The 16019-nt window shown below is 61.2% G+C and carries 14 protein-coding genes and 1 other RNA gene; 6 read left to right on the top strand and 9 right to left on the bottom strand.

The annotated features are described in order from the left end of the window. Positions 1 to 31: 31 nt before the first annotated feature. Both B5483_RS01495 and B5483_RS01490 read right to left on the bottom strand, forming a co-directional pair. Complete coding sequence (locus B5483_RS01495) at positions 32 to 1234, bottom strand: hypothetical protein (protein ID WP_079729264.1); 1203 nt, start codon at positions 1232 to 1234, stop codon at positions 32 to 34. After that, complete coding sequence (locus tag B5483_RS01490) at positions 1231 to 2841, bottom strand: glycosyl transferase family protein (RefSeq protein WP_342743630.1); 1611 nt, start codon at positions 2839 to 2841, stop codon at positions 1231 to 1233. Before B5483_RS01490 ends, B5483_RS01495 begins: the two co-directional genes overlap by 4 nt. Between B5483_RS01490 and nhaA the strand changes: the two genes are divergently transcribed. Then, entirely contained in the window at positions 2750 to 3949 is a 1200-nt protein-coding gene (gene nhaA / locus B5483_RS01485) for a Na+/H+ antiporter NhaA (RefSeq protein ID WP_079729263.1), read from the top strand. The two genes, B5483_RS01490 and nhaA, sit on opposite strands and share 92 nt — an antisense overlap. A 50-nt stretch (positions 3950 to 3999) precedes the next feature. On the opposite strand, the gene B5483_RS01480 is transcribed toward nhaA, so the two are convergent. Then, on the bottom strand, positions 4000 to 4434 hold the full coding sequence (locus B5483_RS01480; protein WP_079729262.1) for a VOC family protein: 435 nt from the start codon (positions 4432 to 4434) through the stop codon (positions 4000 to 4002). A 93-nt stretch (positions 4435 to 4527) separates the two neighbouring features. Between B5483_RS01480 and B5483_RS01475 the strand changes: the two genes are divergently transcribed. After that, positions 4528 to 5280 (top strand): SIMPL domain-containing protein, encoded by a 753-nt coding sequence (locus tag B5483_RS01475; RefSeq protein WP_245828780.1) that lies wholly within the window; start codon positions 4528 to 4530, stop codon positions 5278 to 5280. 78 nt (positions 5281 to 5358) lie between these two features. Here B5483_RS01475 and B5483_RS01470 read toward each other — a convergent pair whose 3' ends face one another. Next, positions 5359 to 6117, bottom strand: a complete 759-nt coding sequence (locus B5483_RS01470; protein ID WP_079729831.1) for a TorF family putative porin — start codon at positions 6115 to 6117, stop codon at positions 5359 to 5361. 241 nt (positions 6118 to 6358) lie between these two features. Here B5483_RS01470 and B5483_RS01465 point away from each other — a divergent pair, with 241 nt between their 5' ends. Further along, positions 6359 to 7159 (top strand): metallophosphoesterase, encoded by an 801-nt coding sequence (locus tag B5483_RS01465; protein ID WP_054946442.1) that lies wholly within the window; start codon positions 6359 to 6361, stop codon positions 7157 to 7159. 43 nt (positions 7160 to 7202) lie between these two features. Here B5483_RS01465 and rnpB read toward each other — a convergent pair. The 4 genes from rnpB to B5483_RS01445 all read right to left on the bottom strand — a co-directional run bounded on the left by rnpB (position 7203) and on the right by B5483_RS01445 (position 9638). Beyond that, positions 7203 to 7660, bottom strand: an RNA gene (gene rnpB / locus B5483_RS01460) — RNase P RNA component class A. 7 nt (positions 7661 to 7667) lie between these two features. Beyond that, positions 7668 to 8372, bottom strand: coding sequence for an N-acetylmuramoyl-L-alanine amidase (locus B5483_RS01455; RefSeq protein WP_054946443.1), 705 nt, complete (start codon positions 8370 to 8372; stop codon positions 7668 to 7670). A gap of 35 nt (positions 8373 to 8407) precedes the next feature. Further along, entirely contained in the window at positions 8408 to 9049 is a 642-nt protein-coding gene (locus tag B5483_RS01450; protein ID WP_054946453.1) for a histidine phosphotransferase family protein, read from the bottom strand. Between the two features lie 193 nt (positions 9050 to 9242). Beyond that, positions 9243 to 9638, bottom strand: coding sequence for a M67 family metallopeptidase (locus tag B5483_RS01445; protein WP_054946444.1), 396 nt, complete (start codon positions 9636 to 9638; stop codon positions 9243 to 9245). An 18-nt stretch (positions 9639 to 9656) separates the two neighbouring features. Here B5483_RS01445 and B5483_RS01440 point away from each other — a divergent pair, with 18 nt between their 5' ends. From B5483_RS01440 to mtgA, 3 genes are all read left to right on the top strand, one after another. Further along, on the top strand, positions 9657 to 10613 hold the full coding sequence (locus tag B5483_RS01440) for an RluA family pseudouridine synthase (RefSeq protein WP_079729260.1): 957 nt from the start codon (positions 9657 to 9659) through the stop codon (positions 10611 to 10613). An 89-nt stretch (positions 10614 to 10702) separates the two neighbouring features. Continuing rightward, positions 10703 to 11614: an RNA polymerase sigma factor RpoH gene (gene rpoH / locus B5483_RS01435; RefSeq protein ID WP_054946446.1), complete on the top strand. Its 912-nt coding sequence runs from the start codon at positions 10703 to 10705 to the stop codon at positions 11612 to 11614. A 222-nt stretch (positions 11615 to 11836) separates the two neighbouring features. Further along, complete coding sequence (mtgA, locus tag B5483_RS01430; protein ID WP_176167961.1) at positions 11837 to 12502, top strand: monofunctional biosynthetic peptidoglycan transglycosylase; 666 nt, start codon at positions 11837 to 11839, stop codon at positions 12500 to 12502. A 134-nt stretch (positions 12503 to 12636) separates the two neighbouring features. On the opposite strand, the gene B5483_RS01425 is transcribed toward mtgA, so the two are convergent. Beyond that, the gene (locus B5483_RS01425; protein WP_245828779.1) at positions 12637 to 15879 is read right to left on the bottom strand and encodes a TonB-dependent receptor; all 3243 of its coding nucleotides are present in this window, start codon (positions 15877 to 15879) and stop codon (positions 12637 to 12639) included. Positions 15880 to 16019: the final 140 nt, after the last annotated feature.

The raw sequence follows: 16019 nt of genomic DNA, 5'->3' as shown, positions 1-16019 counted from the left end.
CCGCAGCGTGGCGGCGGAGAAAAGCAGCGATTCAGAAACCTGCGGAAAGAGTCACGGCCGGCCCGGAACCGGGATTGGCATTGCCGAGTAAACGGAAGCGCCAATCGAATGCAACGCGGCCGAAGGTTCCCCTACCCAGCGGCGCCGTTACCGTTGCCGAAGGTCCAAAATCGAGACGCCCAGCTCCTTTCTGCACGCCCCCCCACAAGCCTGCGCCGAGCCTTGTATCGAAGCGTCCGGCCGAAAACAGGGCGCGATCTGCGCGGAATTGCCCATCGGCAAAGGCCGTTGCGAACTTTCCGCCAACGTAGCCCGCCTGGCCGTAAGCCTCACCACGCAGGCCCATCGCGAGTTCGAACGGTGCCAGTTCCGTCACTGCCATCGCCACAGGCTGGAATCTGCGCCTTCCGGCATCGTCGGTCAGCCGTCCTTCGACCGCGCCGACGATCGGCACGGTTGGCACCGGACGCGCAGCAAAGCCCAGAGCCGCAGATGTTTGTCGGACCGTCCCGAGAGTCGAGGTCGAGCGAAGATAGGCCGTCGGTCGATAAGCACTGCGCGGGGCGATGCGATAGCGCAGCACAGCGCCAGTCTGGCTCGCCCCGTAAGTTGCGGGCAAGGTTCCCTTGACGAGCGCCACACTTCCGCTCCCGCGCATCAAGGCCCAGGCATCGCCTGACCAGCGTTTGGGTTTGAAGGTTACCGGTACTTCTCGATCCGGCACATCCGGTCTGTCGCCGGAGATCGCGCCCGTCCCGACCGCGGATGGGGGAGCAGGTTGAGCCGCGAGTTGAACACCGGGCAGCTCATGGCCCGCGATGCGCGGCTGCGGATGGAAGGCCGCCCCGGTTGTGGGACGACTATCCGCCATACCCGCCAAGTCCCAGCTCATCGGAAGCCACGCTGGCGGTCGACGACCGGCCAAGGGGTAACTTCGTTGCTCCAGCTTCAGCCCATGACCCGGTAAGTGCGAAGCAAGTTGCGGGCTCCGTTCGCGCATGGGCAGGACGGCCGATGAACTGGCGAAGGGCACGGAGTGCGGGCCGACGGCAGTGTCGAACCGGTACGCGCCGTCCCGCCCGACGCCTGCCGACTTATGCACATCCTCACTGGCCACGGCTTCCTGAATCAGGGCCGGCGGTTCCCAGGTGACGGCGCGGCCGCCGATCCAACCGCCCGCAACCGCGAGCAGCGCCACCAGCGGTTGACCGCGAACTTGTTTGCGAGCGCTCATCGGGTGCTTCCTGTCGGTGAAGAGGCGTGAGCCGGATGGACGTCATGCCGGGTCTTGTCCCAGGTTATCGCCTCGCCGCGCAGGGTCTTGATGTAGCGGACGAGCGCACGGCGTCCGGCCATGATCGTGATGATGTTGGAAACCGGAATGCGCAGCACCGCGCGCAAACCTTCAGTCATTCCATATTCGCGCGCCGTAAAAACGAAGCGGACAATTGCGCGCCACAGGAAACTGGCAAAGCAAAGCAGGAGCATGATCCGCAGCGATGGCGATATTGCCACCTGCGAGTTCCATCCGACGAGCCGGAAAATCCCCAGCACACCTTCAACCACCAGCAGGACATAGCCCATGCCCAGAACGAAGGCCGTAAGGGGGCCGCGCCTGTCGCGCAGGGCCATCCAGAAATCGGCGAAACCCTGATCCCAGCCCAGGCGGTCCCAGCCCTGAAAGGCAATGCCATGGATCCAGCGCGTTTTCTGGCGAACCGCATCTTCGAGGCGAGAAGGGAAATAAGCGCGTGTGGCAACAAGCTGACCATCGGCATCGCGTGCCCGCAAGAATCGGGACCGCCCCCCTTCCCGCCTGACCAGTACGCCCAGTTCATAATCCTCGGTCAGGCACTCCGAGGCGAAAGGACCGGGCACGCCCTCAGCATGGCGAAGTCCGGCAATTCGGGCGATGATGTCTCTAGAAAAGCCACATGCGACGCCCGCGGCCGGGATGGCCGCGCCCAGCGCATTGCGCACGACCAACGACTTGGCATGGGATTCGGTGAACTCGTCCGAGTAGTGACCGCCCACCCAGGGAGATCTGGGCTGCGGCTCGGGCCAGACCGGCAGTTGCACGAATTCAGCATCGGTCATCGCGCCATCGATGACGGCAAGTTCCGCCGGGTGGACCATGTCTTCGGAATCGTGCAAGACTATGCTCTTGAAGCGGTATCCGTACCGCCGCTCGTCATCGCACAAGGCGGTGTAGAGGCGGTTCAGGCAATCCGCTTTGGTCGTCGGCCCTGCCTTGTGGTGGATGACGACCCTGACGCGTGGATCACTGCCGGCACCCGCCATGGCTGCCGAAATCGTGGCTGGATCGTTCCTGTAACAGCCGACATAGAGGATGAATTCAGCTTGCTTCCAAACCGAGAGCGCATGGTGGATGGTATGGCCGATGACCTGCTCCTCCTGCCAGGCGGCAATGAATACGGCTGCCCTTCCGGTGAGTGGGGCCTCAGCCGCTTCGCGGCTGATGAAACCTGCGCAGGCGCGCTTGGTCAGCCTCAGCCAGATCCAGCACAAGTCCACGACGACATCATCCATGGCGCCGATAAGAAACCAGAACGCAGCGAACAGAAGAAGTTCCCGTTCAGCAAGTTGCAGGATTGTAATGACTGGCCTTACGGCTTCGATCCAATCCAAATGACCCCCAATCCTTCGAACGCTTGCCAGATCCTGCGATAAGGTCACGCGCAAGTATTCGAAGTAACAGTTCACCAGAAAGCCTGACTGAAACCGAATTATGAGCTTGAAACGACACTTCGCCAACAATTTGGCACGCGCTTTCACAAAGTTAATGGGCGGTGAAGCATCTGCAGGCGTCCTGCTGATCATCGTCGCAGGGCTTGCCCTCGTCGCGGCGAATTCATCGTTTGCGCACGACTACCATTACGTGTTCCACCATGAACTGTCGTGGACGCCGATCGCCAAGCTCGACAGTCTGCACATGTGGATCAACGATGCACTGATGGCGATTTTCTTCTTCGTCGTCGGACTCGAGATCAAGCGAGAAATCCTCGACGGCGAACTGTCCAGCGCAGCCAAGCGGCGGCTTCCGGTCCTCGCCGCGGCTGCGGGAATGATCGCTCCGGCCCTGATCTATATCGCGACGGCCGGCAGCGGGCAGCCGATGCAGCGTGGCTGGGCCATCCCGGCCGCAACCGACATCGCCTTCGCGGTGGGCGTGCTCGGGCTGCTCGGCAGCCGCATCCCGCCTTCTCTGCGCCTTTTCCTGCTGACTGTCGCTATCGTCGATGACCTCGGTGCAGTCGTCATCATCGCGCTGTTCTATACCGCCGAGATCAAGATGATGTGGGGCGTGGGCGCGCTGATCATGCTCGCCGGCCTGATCCTCGCCAACCGGCGCGGCGTCCACCACTTGTGGGTCTACCTGCTGCTGGGACTGGGCCTGTGGTACTGCGTGCTCAACACCGGGATCCATGCCACCATCGCCGGTGTCGTGATGGCCTTCACCATCCCGCTCAAGCCCCTGCACCGCGGCGACAGCATGTTGCTTCGCCTTGAACACGCGCTGGTTCCCTGGAACAGTTACGTGATCGTCCCGCTTTTCGGCTTTGCCAATGCCGGTGTGGCGCTGGCCGGCATCGGTCTCGACGGCCTGCTCGATCCGGTTCCCTTGGGCGTCGCCCTCGGCCTGTTCCTGGGCAAGCAACTTGGCATCTTCTCGGCGATCGTCGTGTCGGACAAGCTGGGCTTTGCACCGCGGCCTGCCGGAGCCTCATGGATTCAGCTATGGGGCATGTCCGTGCTGTGCGGTATCGGCTTCACCATGAGCCTGTTCATCGGCGCGCTCGCCTTCCCGAGATACCCCCTCCTCATCGAAGAGGCCAAACTCGGGGTACTGGTAGGGTCGCTTTTCTCTTCCTTGTTGGGATACGCGATCTTGCGCTTCGCCAAGTCGCCGTTACCCAGAGCTGCCTGAGACATTACGCGTGCGGGCCCCAAGATGGGCCGCACGCGTAATACCGGAGCTTACCAGGTGCCGACGTTCGGCATGCTCACCCAAGGCTCGGCAGGTTCGAGACGTCCGGCGCCTTGCAAGAGTTCGATCGAAATTCCGTCCGGCGTGCGCACGAAGGCCATGTGGCCGTCGCGCGGCGGGCGGTTGATCGCGATGCCGGCATCCATCAGCCGCTGGCAGGTCTCGTAAATATCGTCGACCGCGAAAGCGAGATGGCCGAAATTGCGCCCGCCGGTGTATTCTTCCTGCGATCCGTCTTCCGCCGGCCAGTTGTAAGTCAGCTCAACCTCAGCTTCCTCCTGCCCCGGCGCAGCCAGATAGATCAGCGTGAAACGACCTTGCTCGCTCGAGAAGCGGCGGGTTTCCTTCAGACCGATCAATTCGAAGAAGCGCATCGTCGCGTCCGGATCGCTGACGCGGATCATGGTGTGGAGGTACTTGAGCACAAAATTTCCTTCAGTTCATCGACAACAGGAAACGGTTCATCGCAGATAAAGCCGTTCGAAGGCAGGAATGCAGGACCAAGAGGGAGACCTGCGATGCCTGATCATAGCCCAGATAATGCCGACCGCTCCACCGGGTTCTTCGCCCAGGCCACAACGAAGCGATGGCTGGCCAGTTCCACCATACTGGCAATCGGCATGGTCGTTGGCGGATTCGGCCTGGGCGATGGCCTCAAGCGCGCCCAGCATGCCGACAGATCGGTCACCGTGCGCGGCCTGGCCGAACGCGACGTGACTGCGAACCTTGCAACCTGGACAATCGCCTATTCGGCCAGTGCGGGGAACCTGTCGGACGCGCAGGGCAGCGTCGATCGCGATACCGCGCAGATCCGCAGCTTCTTCCGCGAACTCGGCTTCCCGGCCGATGCTCTGCAACCGACCGGCGTCAACGTGTCGCAGTACAAGGACAACGGCATACCAACCTTCACTGTGCGCCAGCGCGTGACCTTGCGCAGCACGGACATCGAGCGCGCGCAGGATGCGGTTAGGAAGCAGTTCGAACTGGTCCGCCGCGGCGTCGTGCTCGAGGAAGGCTCGGGCATGTCCTATGCCTTCACCAAGCTCAACGACATCAAGCCCGAGATGGTGGCCGAAGCGACCAAGGACGCGCGCGCTGCAGCCGAGCAGTTCGCGAAGGACAGCGGGTCGGAAGTCGGCTCCATCAAGAACGCGACCCAGGGCTACTTCTCGGTCGAAGCCCGCGACGGCGATACCGGTGGCTGGGGCGTCTCGGACACACCCTACAAGAAGGTCCGCGTCGTCACGACGGTCAATTTCTATCTCAAGTGATCTGACGCAGGCAAAGAAAAACCCGCCCGGAAATTCCGGGCGGGCCCTCCTGCGAAGTCAATCGCGATCAGCTGTCGATCAGAACGAGACCGAGAGCGAGCCGACGACAGCGCCGTCGACGAAATTGTACGATGAACCGTCACCGAAGGTCGTACGGCTGCCCTGCGCATCGACGTACGAAACGCCAACGCTCAGGTTGCTGTTGACGGCGAATTCAGCACCGATCGACCAGTCGAAGGCATCGCCGTCGGCGGTATAGGTGAGATAGCCGTCGGTGTAGCCGACGTGACCCTTCAGGCTGACCGGGGTGTTCGGTACCGACACGCCGAGATCGGTGTAGATGTAAAGATTGTCGGTGCCGCCAAGCGAATCCTGCTTCGGGGCATATGCGACGCCGACAGTGCCATCCACGGGACCGAGGGTCTTGCTGAGCGAGCCGTAGAATTCGACGTAGTCGTAGTCACCGGCCGGTGCGTTCGGGTAAGCGTAGTAGATCACGCCGATATCGCCCGAAATCCCGTTGGCGATGTCACCCGACCAGCCACCGTACAGGTCGAGCTCGGTGTGGCCGTAACCGACGGTATCTTCGTCAAGTGAAGAACCCCAGGTGCCGACGTAAAAGCCGCTCGAATGGCTGATGTCGACGCCGCCCTGGACAGCGATATCGCCACCCGAGAGATCAACACCGCGGAAGCGGTATTCGGTAACCAGCGCGGCATTGCCCGAGATGGTGATGTCCGAAGGGACACCGGCGTCATCGGCGAATGCCGGGGTTGCTGCGAGTGCGGCACCCGCGAAAAGAGTTGCAGCGAAAAGGCCACGGACGGACGTAAGCATATTCATTCCCTCACTAACTTTCTTATCCATGCATCGTCCCACCTGCGCTTGGCCGTCAGTTCTCTTCATGGAACCGATCTTGCCAGCCCAGTAATGCTGCACTGCACCACCGGACGGCACAAGAAAAATTTCGATTCAGCAACACACGGGAAAGAAAGTGTGGACTTTCTGCCACTACACGAAACGGGTCGCTGATTACCTTGTCCGCCATTCCCTTGGGGCCTATAACTCTCGAACCAGAATGTTCACAAAGATCCGCACCATGCTGGGACGTCAGAAAGCGGCCCGTATCCCGACACTGAATTCAGGCGATCGGGTCTATGCCATTGGTGACATCCATGGCCGGATCGACCTGTTCAATTCGCTGATAGGGGCCATCGAGCAGGATGACGCCGATCGGGGAAGCGCAAACACCACAGTAATCCTTCTCGGCGACCTGATCGATCGCGGACCGGACAGCTCTGCCGTTGTTGCACGCGCGAAAGAGTGGGCAACGCATCGCCGGCTCGAATTCATCAAAGGCAATCACGAGGAAATGCTCATCGCCAGCCTCGTGAATGCCGATGTCCTGCGCGGCTTCCTGAAATACGGCGGTCGTGAAACGATCATGTCGTACGGCATAGACGAGAGGTTTATCGACGAAGCAGAGCCGGAAGAGCTGCAACTGCGCATGATCGAGGCGATCCCGAACGACGACATCGCGTTCCTCGACAGCTTCACCAAGCTGATACGCAATGGCGACTACCTGTTCGTGCACGCCGGCATCAGGCCGCAGACCCCGCTCGATCACCAGCTCGGGCGCGACTGCCGCTGGATCCGTGAGCCCTTCCTCAGCCACAACGGGGATTTCGGCGCTTTCGTCATCCACGGCCATACGATCGCCGAGGAACCCCAAGTGCGCAGCAACCGCATCGGTATCGATACGGGCGCTTTCGTATTCGGCGCACTGACCGCAATCGGCATCGAAGGGACCGAGCGCTGGTTCCTCCAGGCACGCGAAGACGAAGCTGGAGCCATCTCCACTTTTGCTGCGGCGGCATGATCCTTCATTGTGAAATGTCGGCTCGCGTCGATGACGCGAGCCATATGCCGGGGAGCCTGTAAGCCGGGTTCTGTGCCTGGCGTGGTCTCCCAAGACTGGGACCTTACGCCGCGGCGGCAGCCATTCCTCTCGGCGACGCATTGCCGCGCCGCTCCAGCGACCAACCCGGGCTGCCTGGGTCCGAAACCGACCCGCCTGTCGGCCCGAAAGCCTAAGGCCAGCAGCCCCTATTCGGTCTTGCTCCGGGTGGGGTTTACCATGCCGCTTGCCGTTACCGGAAGCGCGGTGCGCTTTTACCGCACCCTTTCACCCTTGCCTGCCTCTCGAAGAGGCATCGGCGGTCTGCTCTCTGTGGCACTATCCCTAAGCTTCCCCTCGCCTGCGCGAGAGTCGCCCGGCGGGCGTTACCCGCCACCCTTGTTTCGTGGAGCCCGGACTTTCCTCGGCCTTTGCCCCGCTCATGCTGAGCTTGACGAAGGACGCGGCTGCCCAGCTCCCCGGCGAGCGGTCACCTAGCACGACCGATGTCACGCTCCAACAAGAGTTCGAACAGGATTCCCCCGATCTCCCCATCGATTTCACCATCGATGATTTCCGGCCGCCAACGTCGCTGGAACGCCCGCACGGCAGCGCGCCCATCGGTAATGTCGTAACCGAACCGCTCCAGCGCGAGATAGAAGGCCCCCGGGTTGTCGTAGAACAGGTTCATCTTGGCTTTCGGAATCTCGAGCGCGAGCCCCAGTTCACCGAGCCGGGCCCAGTCGAAGTACTCACCCGGGTCCTGCTTGCGGGCCGGCGCGACATCGGAATGGCCGACCACGTTGGCGCGCGGAATATCGTGGCGATCCATGATGTCCGCAAGAAGCGGCAAGAGCGCGTCCATCTGCGGCTCGGGGAACGGACGATAGCCGAATTCATGGCCCGGATTGACCAGTTCGATCCCGATACTGGCCGAATTCACGTCCGCCTCACCGCGCCAGTAGGAGCGTCCGGCATGCCAGGCACGCTTTTCCTCCGGCACGAGACTGGTGACGATGCCCTCTTCGTCGATCATGTAATGGGCCGAAACCTCGGCCTGCGGATCGCACATCCGTTCCAGCGCCTCCTGCGCCGACTTCATGCCGGTGTAGTGCAGCACGACCATCGAAATCGGCCGCTTGCGCATATTACAGTTGGGAGACGCGACGACGTGATTGACCAACCATCGATTCATCGTCGGGCTCCCATCTGAGCGATACCTGCGATCCTTCAGGCCCCCGGAAGAACCGCGCCGAGTACCAGCGCATCTTCGGCAAGCGCAAACTGCAGCCCGCCCCCGGCATCCTGCGCCATCTGGTGCAGCATCGCCGCTGGTGCAGTCCGGCTCGACAGGTCTCCTTCCGGCAACGAGCCTTCCAGCGCACGACCGATATCGCGATCGAAGGCGATGCGCGGACCGGCGGAGCGTACCACAATCTCACTGGTGCCGTCGCGCAGTTCCGCCGCGAAGTCGATGGTGCCGCCGCGCGGCAGCGCCTCGATGCCGATCAACCCGAAATTCAACAGGGTTTTGATCGCCGGCTTGGGCATGACATCGCTTGCGAAGGCCCAATTGACCGAGATCCGCGCATTGCTGGCGACAAGCGCATCGATCAGGGCGCGCGCCTCATTCACCGGAATCATTTCGCCAAAGCCGCCCGCTGCACCGAAAGCAAGGCGGAAGAACTTGAGCTTGTCGGCCGATATGCGCGCGCTCTGGTCGAGCAGTTCGAAGCAGCGCTGACGCATCTCCGGGTCCTTCTCGTCCGACAGCAGCTCAAGGCCGTTGGTCAGGGCACCGACCGGGCTGAGCATGTCATGGCAAAGGCGTGAACACAGAAGGCTGGCAAGTTCGACGGGACTGATGGTCATCAATCAAAGGCTCTCGTTTTTCAGTCCGGGTTTCAAGCAATTGCCTGCAAGGCGACAACCATTGTCGCTTGCGCAACTGCTTCCCCGCTTGCGACGGACCTTTCCCGCTCTTGCACCAGAAAGCAACCGTAGTGGCGGTTCATTTGGGATCGAACGTTCCGAATGCCGGTGGATTTCTTCGAAAAGCCCGGTTTCATCGCTCGACCATACGGATTTCGATCCGCTCGAAACCTTTCGCCCCATCGCGCCAGAATCCGATCTCCTCTCCTGCCACGATGGCCCAGATGCGCTGGTCGCCAGAAGCATGCTCGCAATCGGTGGCAGAAGGCACGGGATGCCCGACCGGGTGCGAATGGTAGTAACCCAGCACCTGCTTGCCCCCCGCACGCGCCTGCTTGTGCGAAGAGAGCAGGACCAGCGGATCGATCTCGAACTTGCGCTCGGGATCCTGCGCGACATTCGCCGCGACCAGTGCCTCGTCGATCCGTTCGCCGTGACCCAGAAGCACCCCGCAGCATTCACGCGGAGAGGCCTTTCTCGCCTCTTCGCGCATTCTTGCCAGCACCCCACTTGTCACTTCGACGACCATCCCCAAATCTTAGCCGCAATGGGGGGTAGTTCAAACATCTCTGAAGATCTGATCGAGGGCTGCATCGGCCCTGGCGGCGGCAGACTGGACAAGATGCTGGCAGAAGCCAGCGGCCTCTCGCGTGAGCGGGTCAAGGCATTGCTGGGCGAAGGACGCGTGACGCTGGACGGGAAGTCCGCGGCGCAAGCGTCCCTCAAGGTGAGCGAGGGCACGCCCTTCGCGATCCGCGTGCCCGCAGCGGCACCGGCCGAGGCAATAGCGCAGGACATCCCGCTCGATGTCGTGTTCGAGGACGAATTCCTCATCGTCATCGACAAGCCGGCCGGGCTCGTGGTCCATCCGGCTGCCGGCAATTCCGACGGAACGCTGGTCAATGCCCTGCTCCACCACTGCCGCGGGCAGCTGTCAGGGATCGGCGGCGTCGCCCGCCCCGGCATCGTCCACCGAATCGACAAGGATACGTCCGGATTGCTGGTCGTCGCCAAGACCGACCGGGCGCACGAGGGGCTGGCTGCACAGTTCGCCGATCATTCGATCGAGCGGGCCTACAAGGCGATAGTCGGCGGGCACCCGATTCCGATTGCCGGCACGGTGACGGGCGCGATCGGACGATCGAGCACGAATCGCAAGAAAATGGCCATTGTCGATGAAGGCCGCGGCAAGCACGCGGTGACACATTACCGCACCCTCGAGAGGCTCCGGAATGCCTCGCTCGTCGAGTGCCGTCTCGAAACCGGACGCACCCACCAGGTGCGCGTTCACATGTCGTCAATCGGCCATCCGCTATTGGGTGATCCTGTCTATGGACGTACACCTTCAGCGCTTCGCCCGATTCTCCAGAGGCTACAATTTTCCCGCCAGGCGCTTCACGCCGCGGAACTTGGCTTCATTCATCCCGTTAAGAAGGAGAAGGTGCACTTCGTCAGCCCAGTCCCCGCCGACATGGCGGCACTCATTGATGAATTGCAAAACTGAAATCGGATTTATGTGCTATCATGAACAGGTGGCCGCAAGCTAAGACGCCTAGCAAGGGTCTTTGACCGATGGCCGACCGGAAAGGACGGATGAACGTGAGCAACAACGAACGCAATCTCCCGGCTGTGCCGACTCTGGGCGGTGAGCAAAGCCTCAACCGCTACATGAGCGAGATTCGCAAGTTCCCGGTACTTGCCCCCGAGCAGGAATACATGCTCGCCAAGCGCTACAAGGAACATGAGGATCCGGAGGCTGCCGCCCAACTCGTAACCAGCCACCTGCGTCTCGTCGCGAAGATCGCGATGGGCTACCGCGGCTATGGCCTGCCCGTTTCGGAACTGATTTCCGAGGGCAACATCGGCCTGATGCAGGGCGTGAAGAAATTCGAACCCGATCGGGGTTTCCGCCTCGCGACTTACGCGATGTGGTGGATCAAGGCCTCGATACAGGAGTTCATCCTGCGCTCGTGGAGCCTCGTGAAGATGGGCACCACCGCCGCGCAGAAGAAGCTGTTCTTCAACCTGCGCCGGATGAAGAAGAACCTCGACGCCTACGAGGATACCGACCTCCACCCGGACGACGTTGCCAAGATCGCAACGACCCTGGGCGTGTCGGAAACCGAAGTCGTCAACATGAACCGGCGCATGATGATGGGCGGCGATGCCTCGCTCAACGTCTCCTTGCGCGAGGAAGGCGAAGGCCAGTGGATGGACATCCTCGCGGATGACCGCCCGCTGCAAGACGAAACCGTTGCCGACGCCGAGGAAGCTTCGGTCCGCCACGAAATGCTGGTCGAAGCGATGGATTCGCTCAACGACCGCGAACGCGACATTCTCACCGAACGTCGCCTGACGGACGACCCCAAGACGCTCGAGGAGCTGAGCCAAGTCTACCACGTCAGCCGCGAGCGCGTGCGCCAGATCGAAGTTCGTGCCTTCGAAAAGCTGCAGAAGGCGATGAACCGGATTGCCGGTGAAAAGCGCCTCATGCCGGCAACCTGACCGCAGGTGGCCTGACTTCAGGCCAACCGCAAGCCGGACAAGAGGCCGGGCCAACCCAAAGGGGGTAGGCCCGGCCTTTTTCCTATCTGCCATCTTGGGGTGTCGGGCACCTGTCCAGCGGAGCGCTTTTCCGGCAGCTACAAGATCGCTAGTAGATCACCGGGCCCACGACGCATTCGCCAGTGGGCCGTCCAACCTGATCTCCGGAGCCCTTCTCCCTTGCTGCGCATCCTTGCCAAAACCATCGTCTGGTTCGTCGCCATCAGCGTGGGTCTCACTGTCCTCTACCGGTTCGTGCCGCCGCCGGTCACCGTCACCATGGTGATGGACGGCAACGGCATCACCAAGGACTGGGAACCGCTGAGCCGGATTGACCGCAACATGGTTGCCGCAGTCGTCGCGGGAGAGGACGGCAAGTTCTGCAGCCACAGCGGCTTCGACACCGAGGCGATCGAGAAGGCGATAGAGCGCAATGCCCGCGGCGGTCGTCTGCGCGGAGGTTCGACGATCAGCCAGCAGACCGCCAAGAACGTGTTTCTTTGGCAGGGCGAAGGCTGGACCCGCTACCTGCGCAAGGGCCTGGAAGTCTGGTTCACTTTTCTGATCGAAAACCTGTGGGACAAGCGCCGGATCATGGAAGTCTACCTCAACGTCGCGGAAACCGGCATCGGCACTTACGGCGTCGAGGCTGGCTCCCAGCGCTATTTCGGCAAGTCCGCAGCCAACCTGACCCCAACCGAAGCGGCACGCATGGCAGCCGCCCTGCCCAGCCCCAAAACCCGCGCAGTCAAAAGCCCCTCGGGCTTCACCCGCCGCTACGGCAACACGATCGCCGCGCGCATCGGCACCGTGAAGCGCGACGGCTACGACGCCTGCGTCTACCAGTAAGACCCAGAGGCTCGGCGCCTACTGCCTGATCGCGGTTGCCCCGCAGGAGATTGTCGGCAAGCTGCTATCGATACGAGAAAAGGGAGGGACCTTTCGGCCCCTCCCTTTCCATTTTCTCTGCTCGATCGATGATATCAGAACTTGATGCGGGCACCGATCCGCACACCGTAGAGCGACTGGCGCGTCTGCAGCACTTCGTTCGGAGCCAGCACGTTGCTATACTGATACTTCGTGCAGTTTCCGCCACTGGCCTGGGCGCAAGTCACGCGAACCAGGTTGGAATTGTATGGGAATTGAACCTGGCGGAGCGCGCCCCAGTCCTTGTTGATCATATTGAGCACGTTCTCGATGTCGGCGAACAGCTCGAACTTGCCACCCGAAACGACCGGCAGCGGGAGCACTTGGCCGAAGTGCAAGTCGATCTTGAAGAAATCGGGCGACGTCTGGCTGTTCTTCGAGATGATGCCGCCGCGGAACTTCTCGATGCCGAGATCCGAAACGAGCTGGTTGAAGGCAGACTCGCTGGCTGCCGAGTCGAACTGCACAAGCGGGTCGCCTCCCGCGGTCGGAACATAAAGCAGCATGTTGCTCAGGTTTCCGACCGTGCCGAACACGGTGCCGCGCGTGCCGGTGTTGTCACGCATGGTCAAGCTATAGGGACGGCCCGAGCGATATTCGCCGAACAGCCCGATGCTGGTCTTGTTATCGCCAAAGAAGGCATGATCGAAATTAAAGCCGAACTTCCACTGGTCGCGGTATTCGTAGATCGACCGGCCATAGGCAGGCAAATTCGGGTCTACGAAGGCGTTGTTCCCGTAGTTCGACGACGAAGTCGACGAAGTCAGGGCGGAACGGTCCTTCACGTCCGAACGCGTGTAACTGCCACTCAGAGTGAAATCGCCAAGCCGCTTTTCGACGCGGAACGTACCGAAGATGCCGCGACCGTCAGTGGTGTTGGTCAGCATCAGGTCGCGGTTGGTGGTCGCGACGCCATTGATCGGACCGTACATCGGGCGACCATCGGGCAAAGTACCCACCTGCACCGAGCGAAGATCGGTCCACATGTAGCCCTGCAATGTCTTGTCGTAGAGGAACTGCGCCCCGAAAAGCCAACCATCGCCTAGCGGCCCGAGGTCCGCTTCGTAATCGGCCGAGAGGGTGACCTTCATCTTACGGGCCAGCTTGATGTTCGGATCGATCACGTCGGTCGGCGCCGCCGCGAGCGAGCTCGTGTTGCTGGTCAGGTAATTGATGATGCTGGAGTCGATCGTGCCGCCGGTGACGTTAGTGAACGCACCGCAGGTATTGCCGCGCGAACCGCAGTTGAGCGAGGTGATGTCGACCGAATTGGTGAGCTGCCCGGTGTTCGAGAACACGTTCGACAGGAACACGTCCGGCGTACCGCCGGCGAACACCCCGATGCCACCGCGCACCACGAGACGGTCGTTCGCATTCCAGCTGAAGGCGGCGCGCGGTTGGATCACGCCCAGGCCGTTGAAGGTCTGGCGATTAGTGAAACCGGCCCGATCAAGGAAATTGCTGTTCAGCGGCGGACGGACGTCGTTGCCGAACAGGTCGTACCGTACGCCCGCGGTCAGTGCGAGACTGTTCGTGACCTGCCAGTCGTCCTGCAAGCCCACCGTCCAGTTCGTCGTGCTAAAGGACGCCGCCGCATCGTTCGGGTTGTTTGACGGCACAGCGCTGGCGTAGCGAATACGGCTAACATTCCCGTTACGGAAATCCTCAAGCGAATCGAAGTAAAAGTCACCCAGCGAGCGTTGCAGGAAGAGGTTGAACGTATCGACCTTGGTGAAGCCGGCCATGTAGCGCAGCGAGTGATCGCCGAGCTGCAAACGCGCGGTGAAGTCGATGGAGAGGTTCTCGGTATTCAGCGCATTGGACTGGCGACTGACGTCAGGACCGAAGAACAGGCGCGTCGAACCGCAGGACGTGTTCGAGTTGGTCTTCGTATTGATCGAGGTGGGATCGAGACAGACTTCCATCTGCGGAAAATTGCGACCGCCGAACGGAGTCTGCGAACGGTTGTAGTCGCGATATGAGGCACGAAACGTCGTCGAAAACGCATCCGACCAAGTCGAGTTCAGTTCGAACGTCCCGGAGTTGACCTCTTCCTTGAGTTCGTAGCCATTGGATTGGAAGCCCAGCGCGAAAGGCGAGGTCAGGTAGGTGTTCTGCTGGAACTGATTGGAACCAAGATTGCGAATGTACGTCAGCGATGCGCGCTGGCTGCTGTTGATGTTCCAATCCAGCTTGCCAACAATCTTTTCGTCCTTCTCGTTCGTCGTCGAGATCAGACCCATCGTATCGTAGCCATAGCGGCTTTTCGCGATGCTGCTCACGTCGTCGATCAGGTCTTGCGTGAGACCTGGAACCTGGCTGGAAAAGCCCGGCCCGAAGCCAGCATCGAGTGGCTGTCCTTCCTTGGTGCGCTCATAGGCCATCATAAAGAACAGCGTGTCCTTCACAAGCGGACCCGAGAGCCAACCGCCGTACTGCTTGGAATCGAAGTCGAGACTGACGTCAGCCTTGCCGCTCTTGCTGCCGGTCAGGCCATCATCGGTGTAGCTGAAGAAGCCGCCGCCATGGAACGCGTTGCCGCCGGAGCGGAGCACAACGTTAATCGCGCCGCCCTGCATGTCGCCTTCGGAAATGTCGAAAGGCGCGACCTTGACAGTGAACTGTTCGATCGCGTCATAAGGAACGGGACCGCGGTTCGTAGGCAGACCACCGTTATTGAGACCGAAGTCGTCCGACATCTGCATGCCGTCGACCGAGAAGCGGTTCAGGCGACCGTTGTTGCCGGCAATTTCAATGGCACGGCTGTTGGTAAGGTCCATGGTCACAAGCGGATCGCGCCGCGCAAGATCGCGGATATCGCGATTGATCGAGGCGGCGTTCTCGATCTGCTCGCGGCCTAGCGCTGTGGTGGGGCCATCGGTAAGTCCGACCTGTGGCATCAGCGAGTCCGCCGAGACCACGATTTCCGATTGCCCTTCGAGAGTCACCGGAAGGCGGACGGGCTGTCCGGCCTGAAGATAGAGATCGTTAATGGTGGCGCCTTCGTAGCCCGGCGCCGAAACGGTCACAGTGAACGGTCCACCCACGCGCAGACCATTCGCTCCGAACGTGCCATCGTCGGCGGTCATGGTCTCCAGCTTCGTGCCTGAAGGCTGGTGGACGATGCTCACAGTCGCACCGGCGATCACACCGGCGGGACCATTGATGACGCCGCGGACCGCGGAAGAGGTTTCCTGCGCGTAAGCGGGCATTGCGGCCAAGCTGGCCCCAATCGCCAATGAAAAAGTGCAAAGCGCCAACGTGCTGGTCGCCGTCATGAATGCTGAATGGAACTTCATCCTAAGCCCCTTGAGAACTGGTTAGTGTGACAAGCAAAGCCGCGGATGGAAGAAGCCCGCGTCCGAATTGCTGCAGCCGCTAAAAGCAGCGCCAGATGACAACTTTCTGACGATCTATGTGCATTTTAGATCGCTCTTCG

It is taken from the genome of Novosphingobium mathurense (genome assembly GCF_900168325.1).
GTDB classification, from domain to species: Bacteria; Pseudomonadota; Alphaproteobacteria; order Sphingomonadales; family Sphingomonadaceae; genus Novosphingobium; species Novosphingobium mathurense.
This window is presented reverse-complemented; position numbering and strand designations above follow the sequence as displayed.

Excerpts from the sequence above, each read along its gene's own strand:
- B5483_RS01495 (WP_079729264.1), bottom strand. The coding sequence starts at position 1,234 with ATGAGCGCTCGCAAACAAGTTCGCGGTCAACCGCTGGTGGCGCTGCTC.
- nhaA (WP_079729263.1), top strand. The coding sequence starts at position 2,750 with ATGAGCTTGAAACGACACTTCGCCAACAATTTGGCACGCGCTTTCACA.
- B5483_RS01490 (WP_342743630.1), bottom strand. The coding sequence starts at position 2,841 with ATGATCAGCAGGACGCCTGCAGATGCTTCACCGCCCATTAACTTTGTG.
- B5483_RS01475 (WP_245828780.1), top strand. The coding sequence starts at position 4,528 with ATGCCTGATCATAGCCCAGATAATGCCGACCGCTCCACCGGGTTCTTC.
- B5483_RS01470 (WP_079729831.1), bottom strand. The coding sequence starts at position 6,117 with ATGCTTACGTCCGTCCGTGGCCTTTTCGCTGCAACTCTTTTCGCGGGT.
- B5483_RS01465 (WP_054946442.1), top strand. The coding sequence starts at position 6,359 with ATGTTCACAAAGATCCGCACCATGCTGGGACGTCAGAAAGCGGCCCGT.
- B5483_RS01455 (WP_054946443.1), bottom strand. The coding sequence starts at position 8,372 with ATGAATCGATGGTTGGTCAATCACGTCGTCGCGTCTCCCAACTGTAAT.
- B5483_RS01450 (WP_054946453.1), bottom strand. The coding sequence starts at position 9,049 with ATGACCATCAGTCCCGTCGAACTTGCCAGCCTTCTGTGTTCACGCCTT.
- B5483_RS01445 (WP_054946444.1), bottom strand. The coding sequence starts at position 9,638 with ATGGTCGTCGAAGTGACAAGTGGGGTGCTGGCAAGAATGCGCGAAGAG.
- B5483_RS01440 (WP_079729260.1), top strand. The coding sequence starts at position 9,657 with ATGGGGGGTAGTTCAAACATCTCTGAAGATCTGATCGAGGGCTGCATC.
- rpoH (WP_054946446.1), top strand. The coding sequence starts at position 10,703 with ATGAACGTGAGCAACAACGAACGCAATCTCCCGGCTGTGCCGACTCTG.
- B5483_RS01425 (WP_245828779.1), bottom strand. The coding sequence starts at position 15,879 with ATGAAGTTCCATTCAGCATTCATGACGGCGACCAGCACGTTGGCGCTT.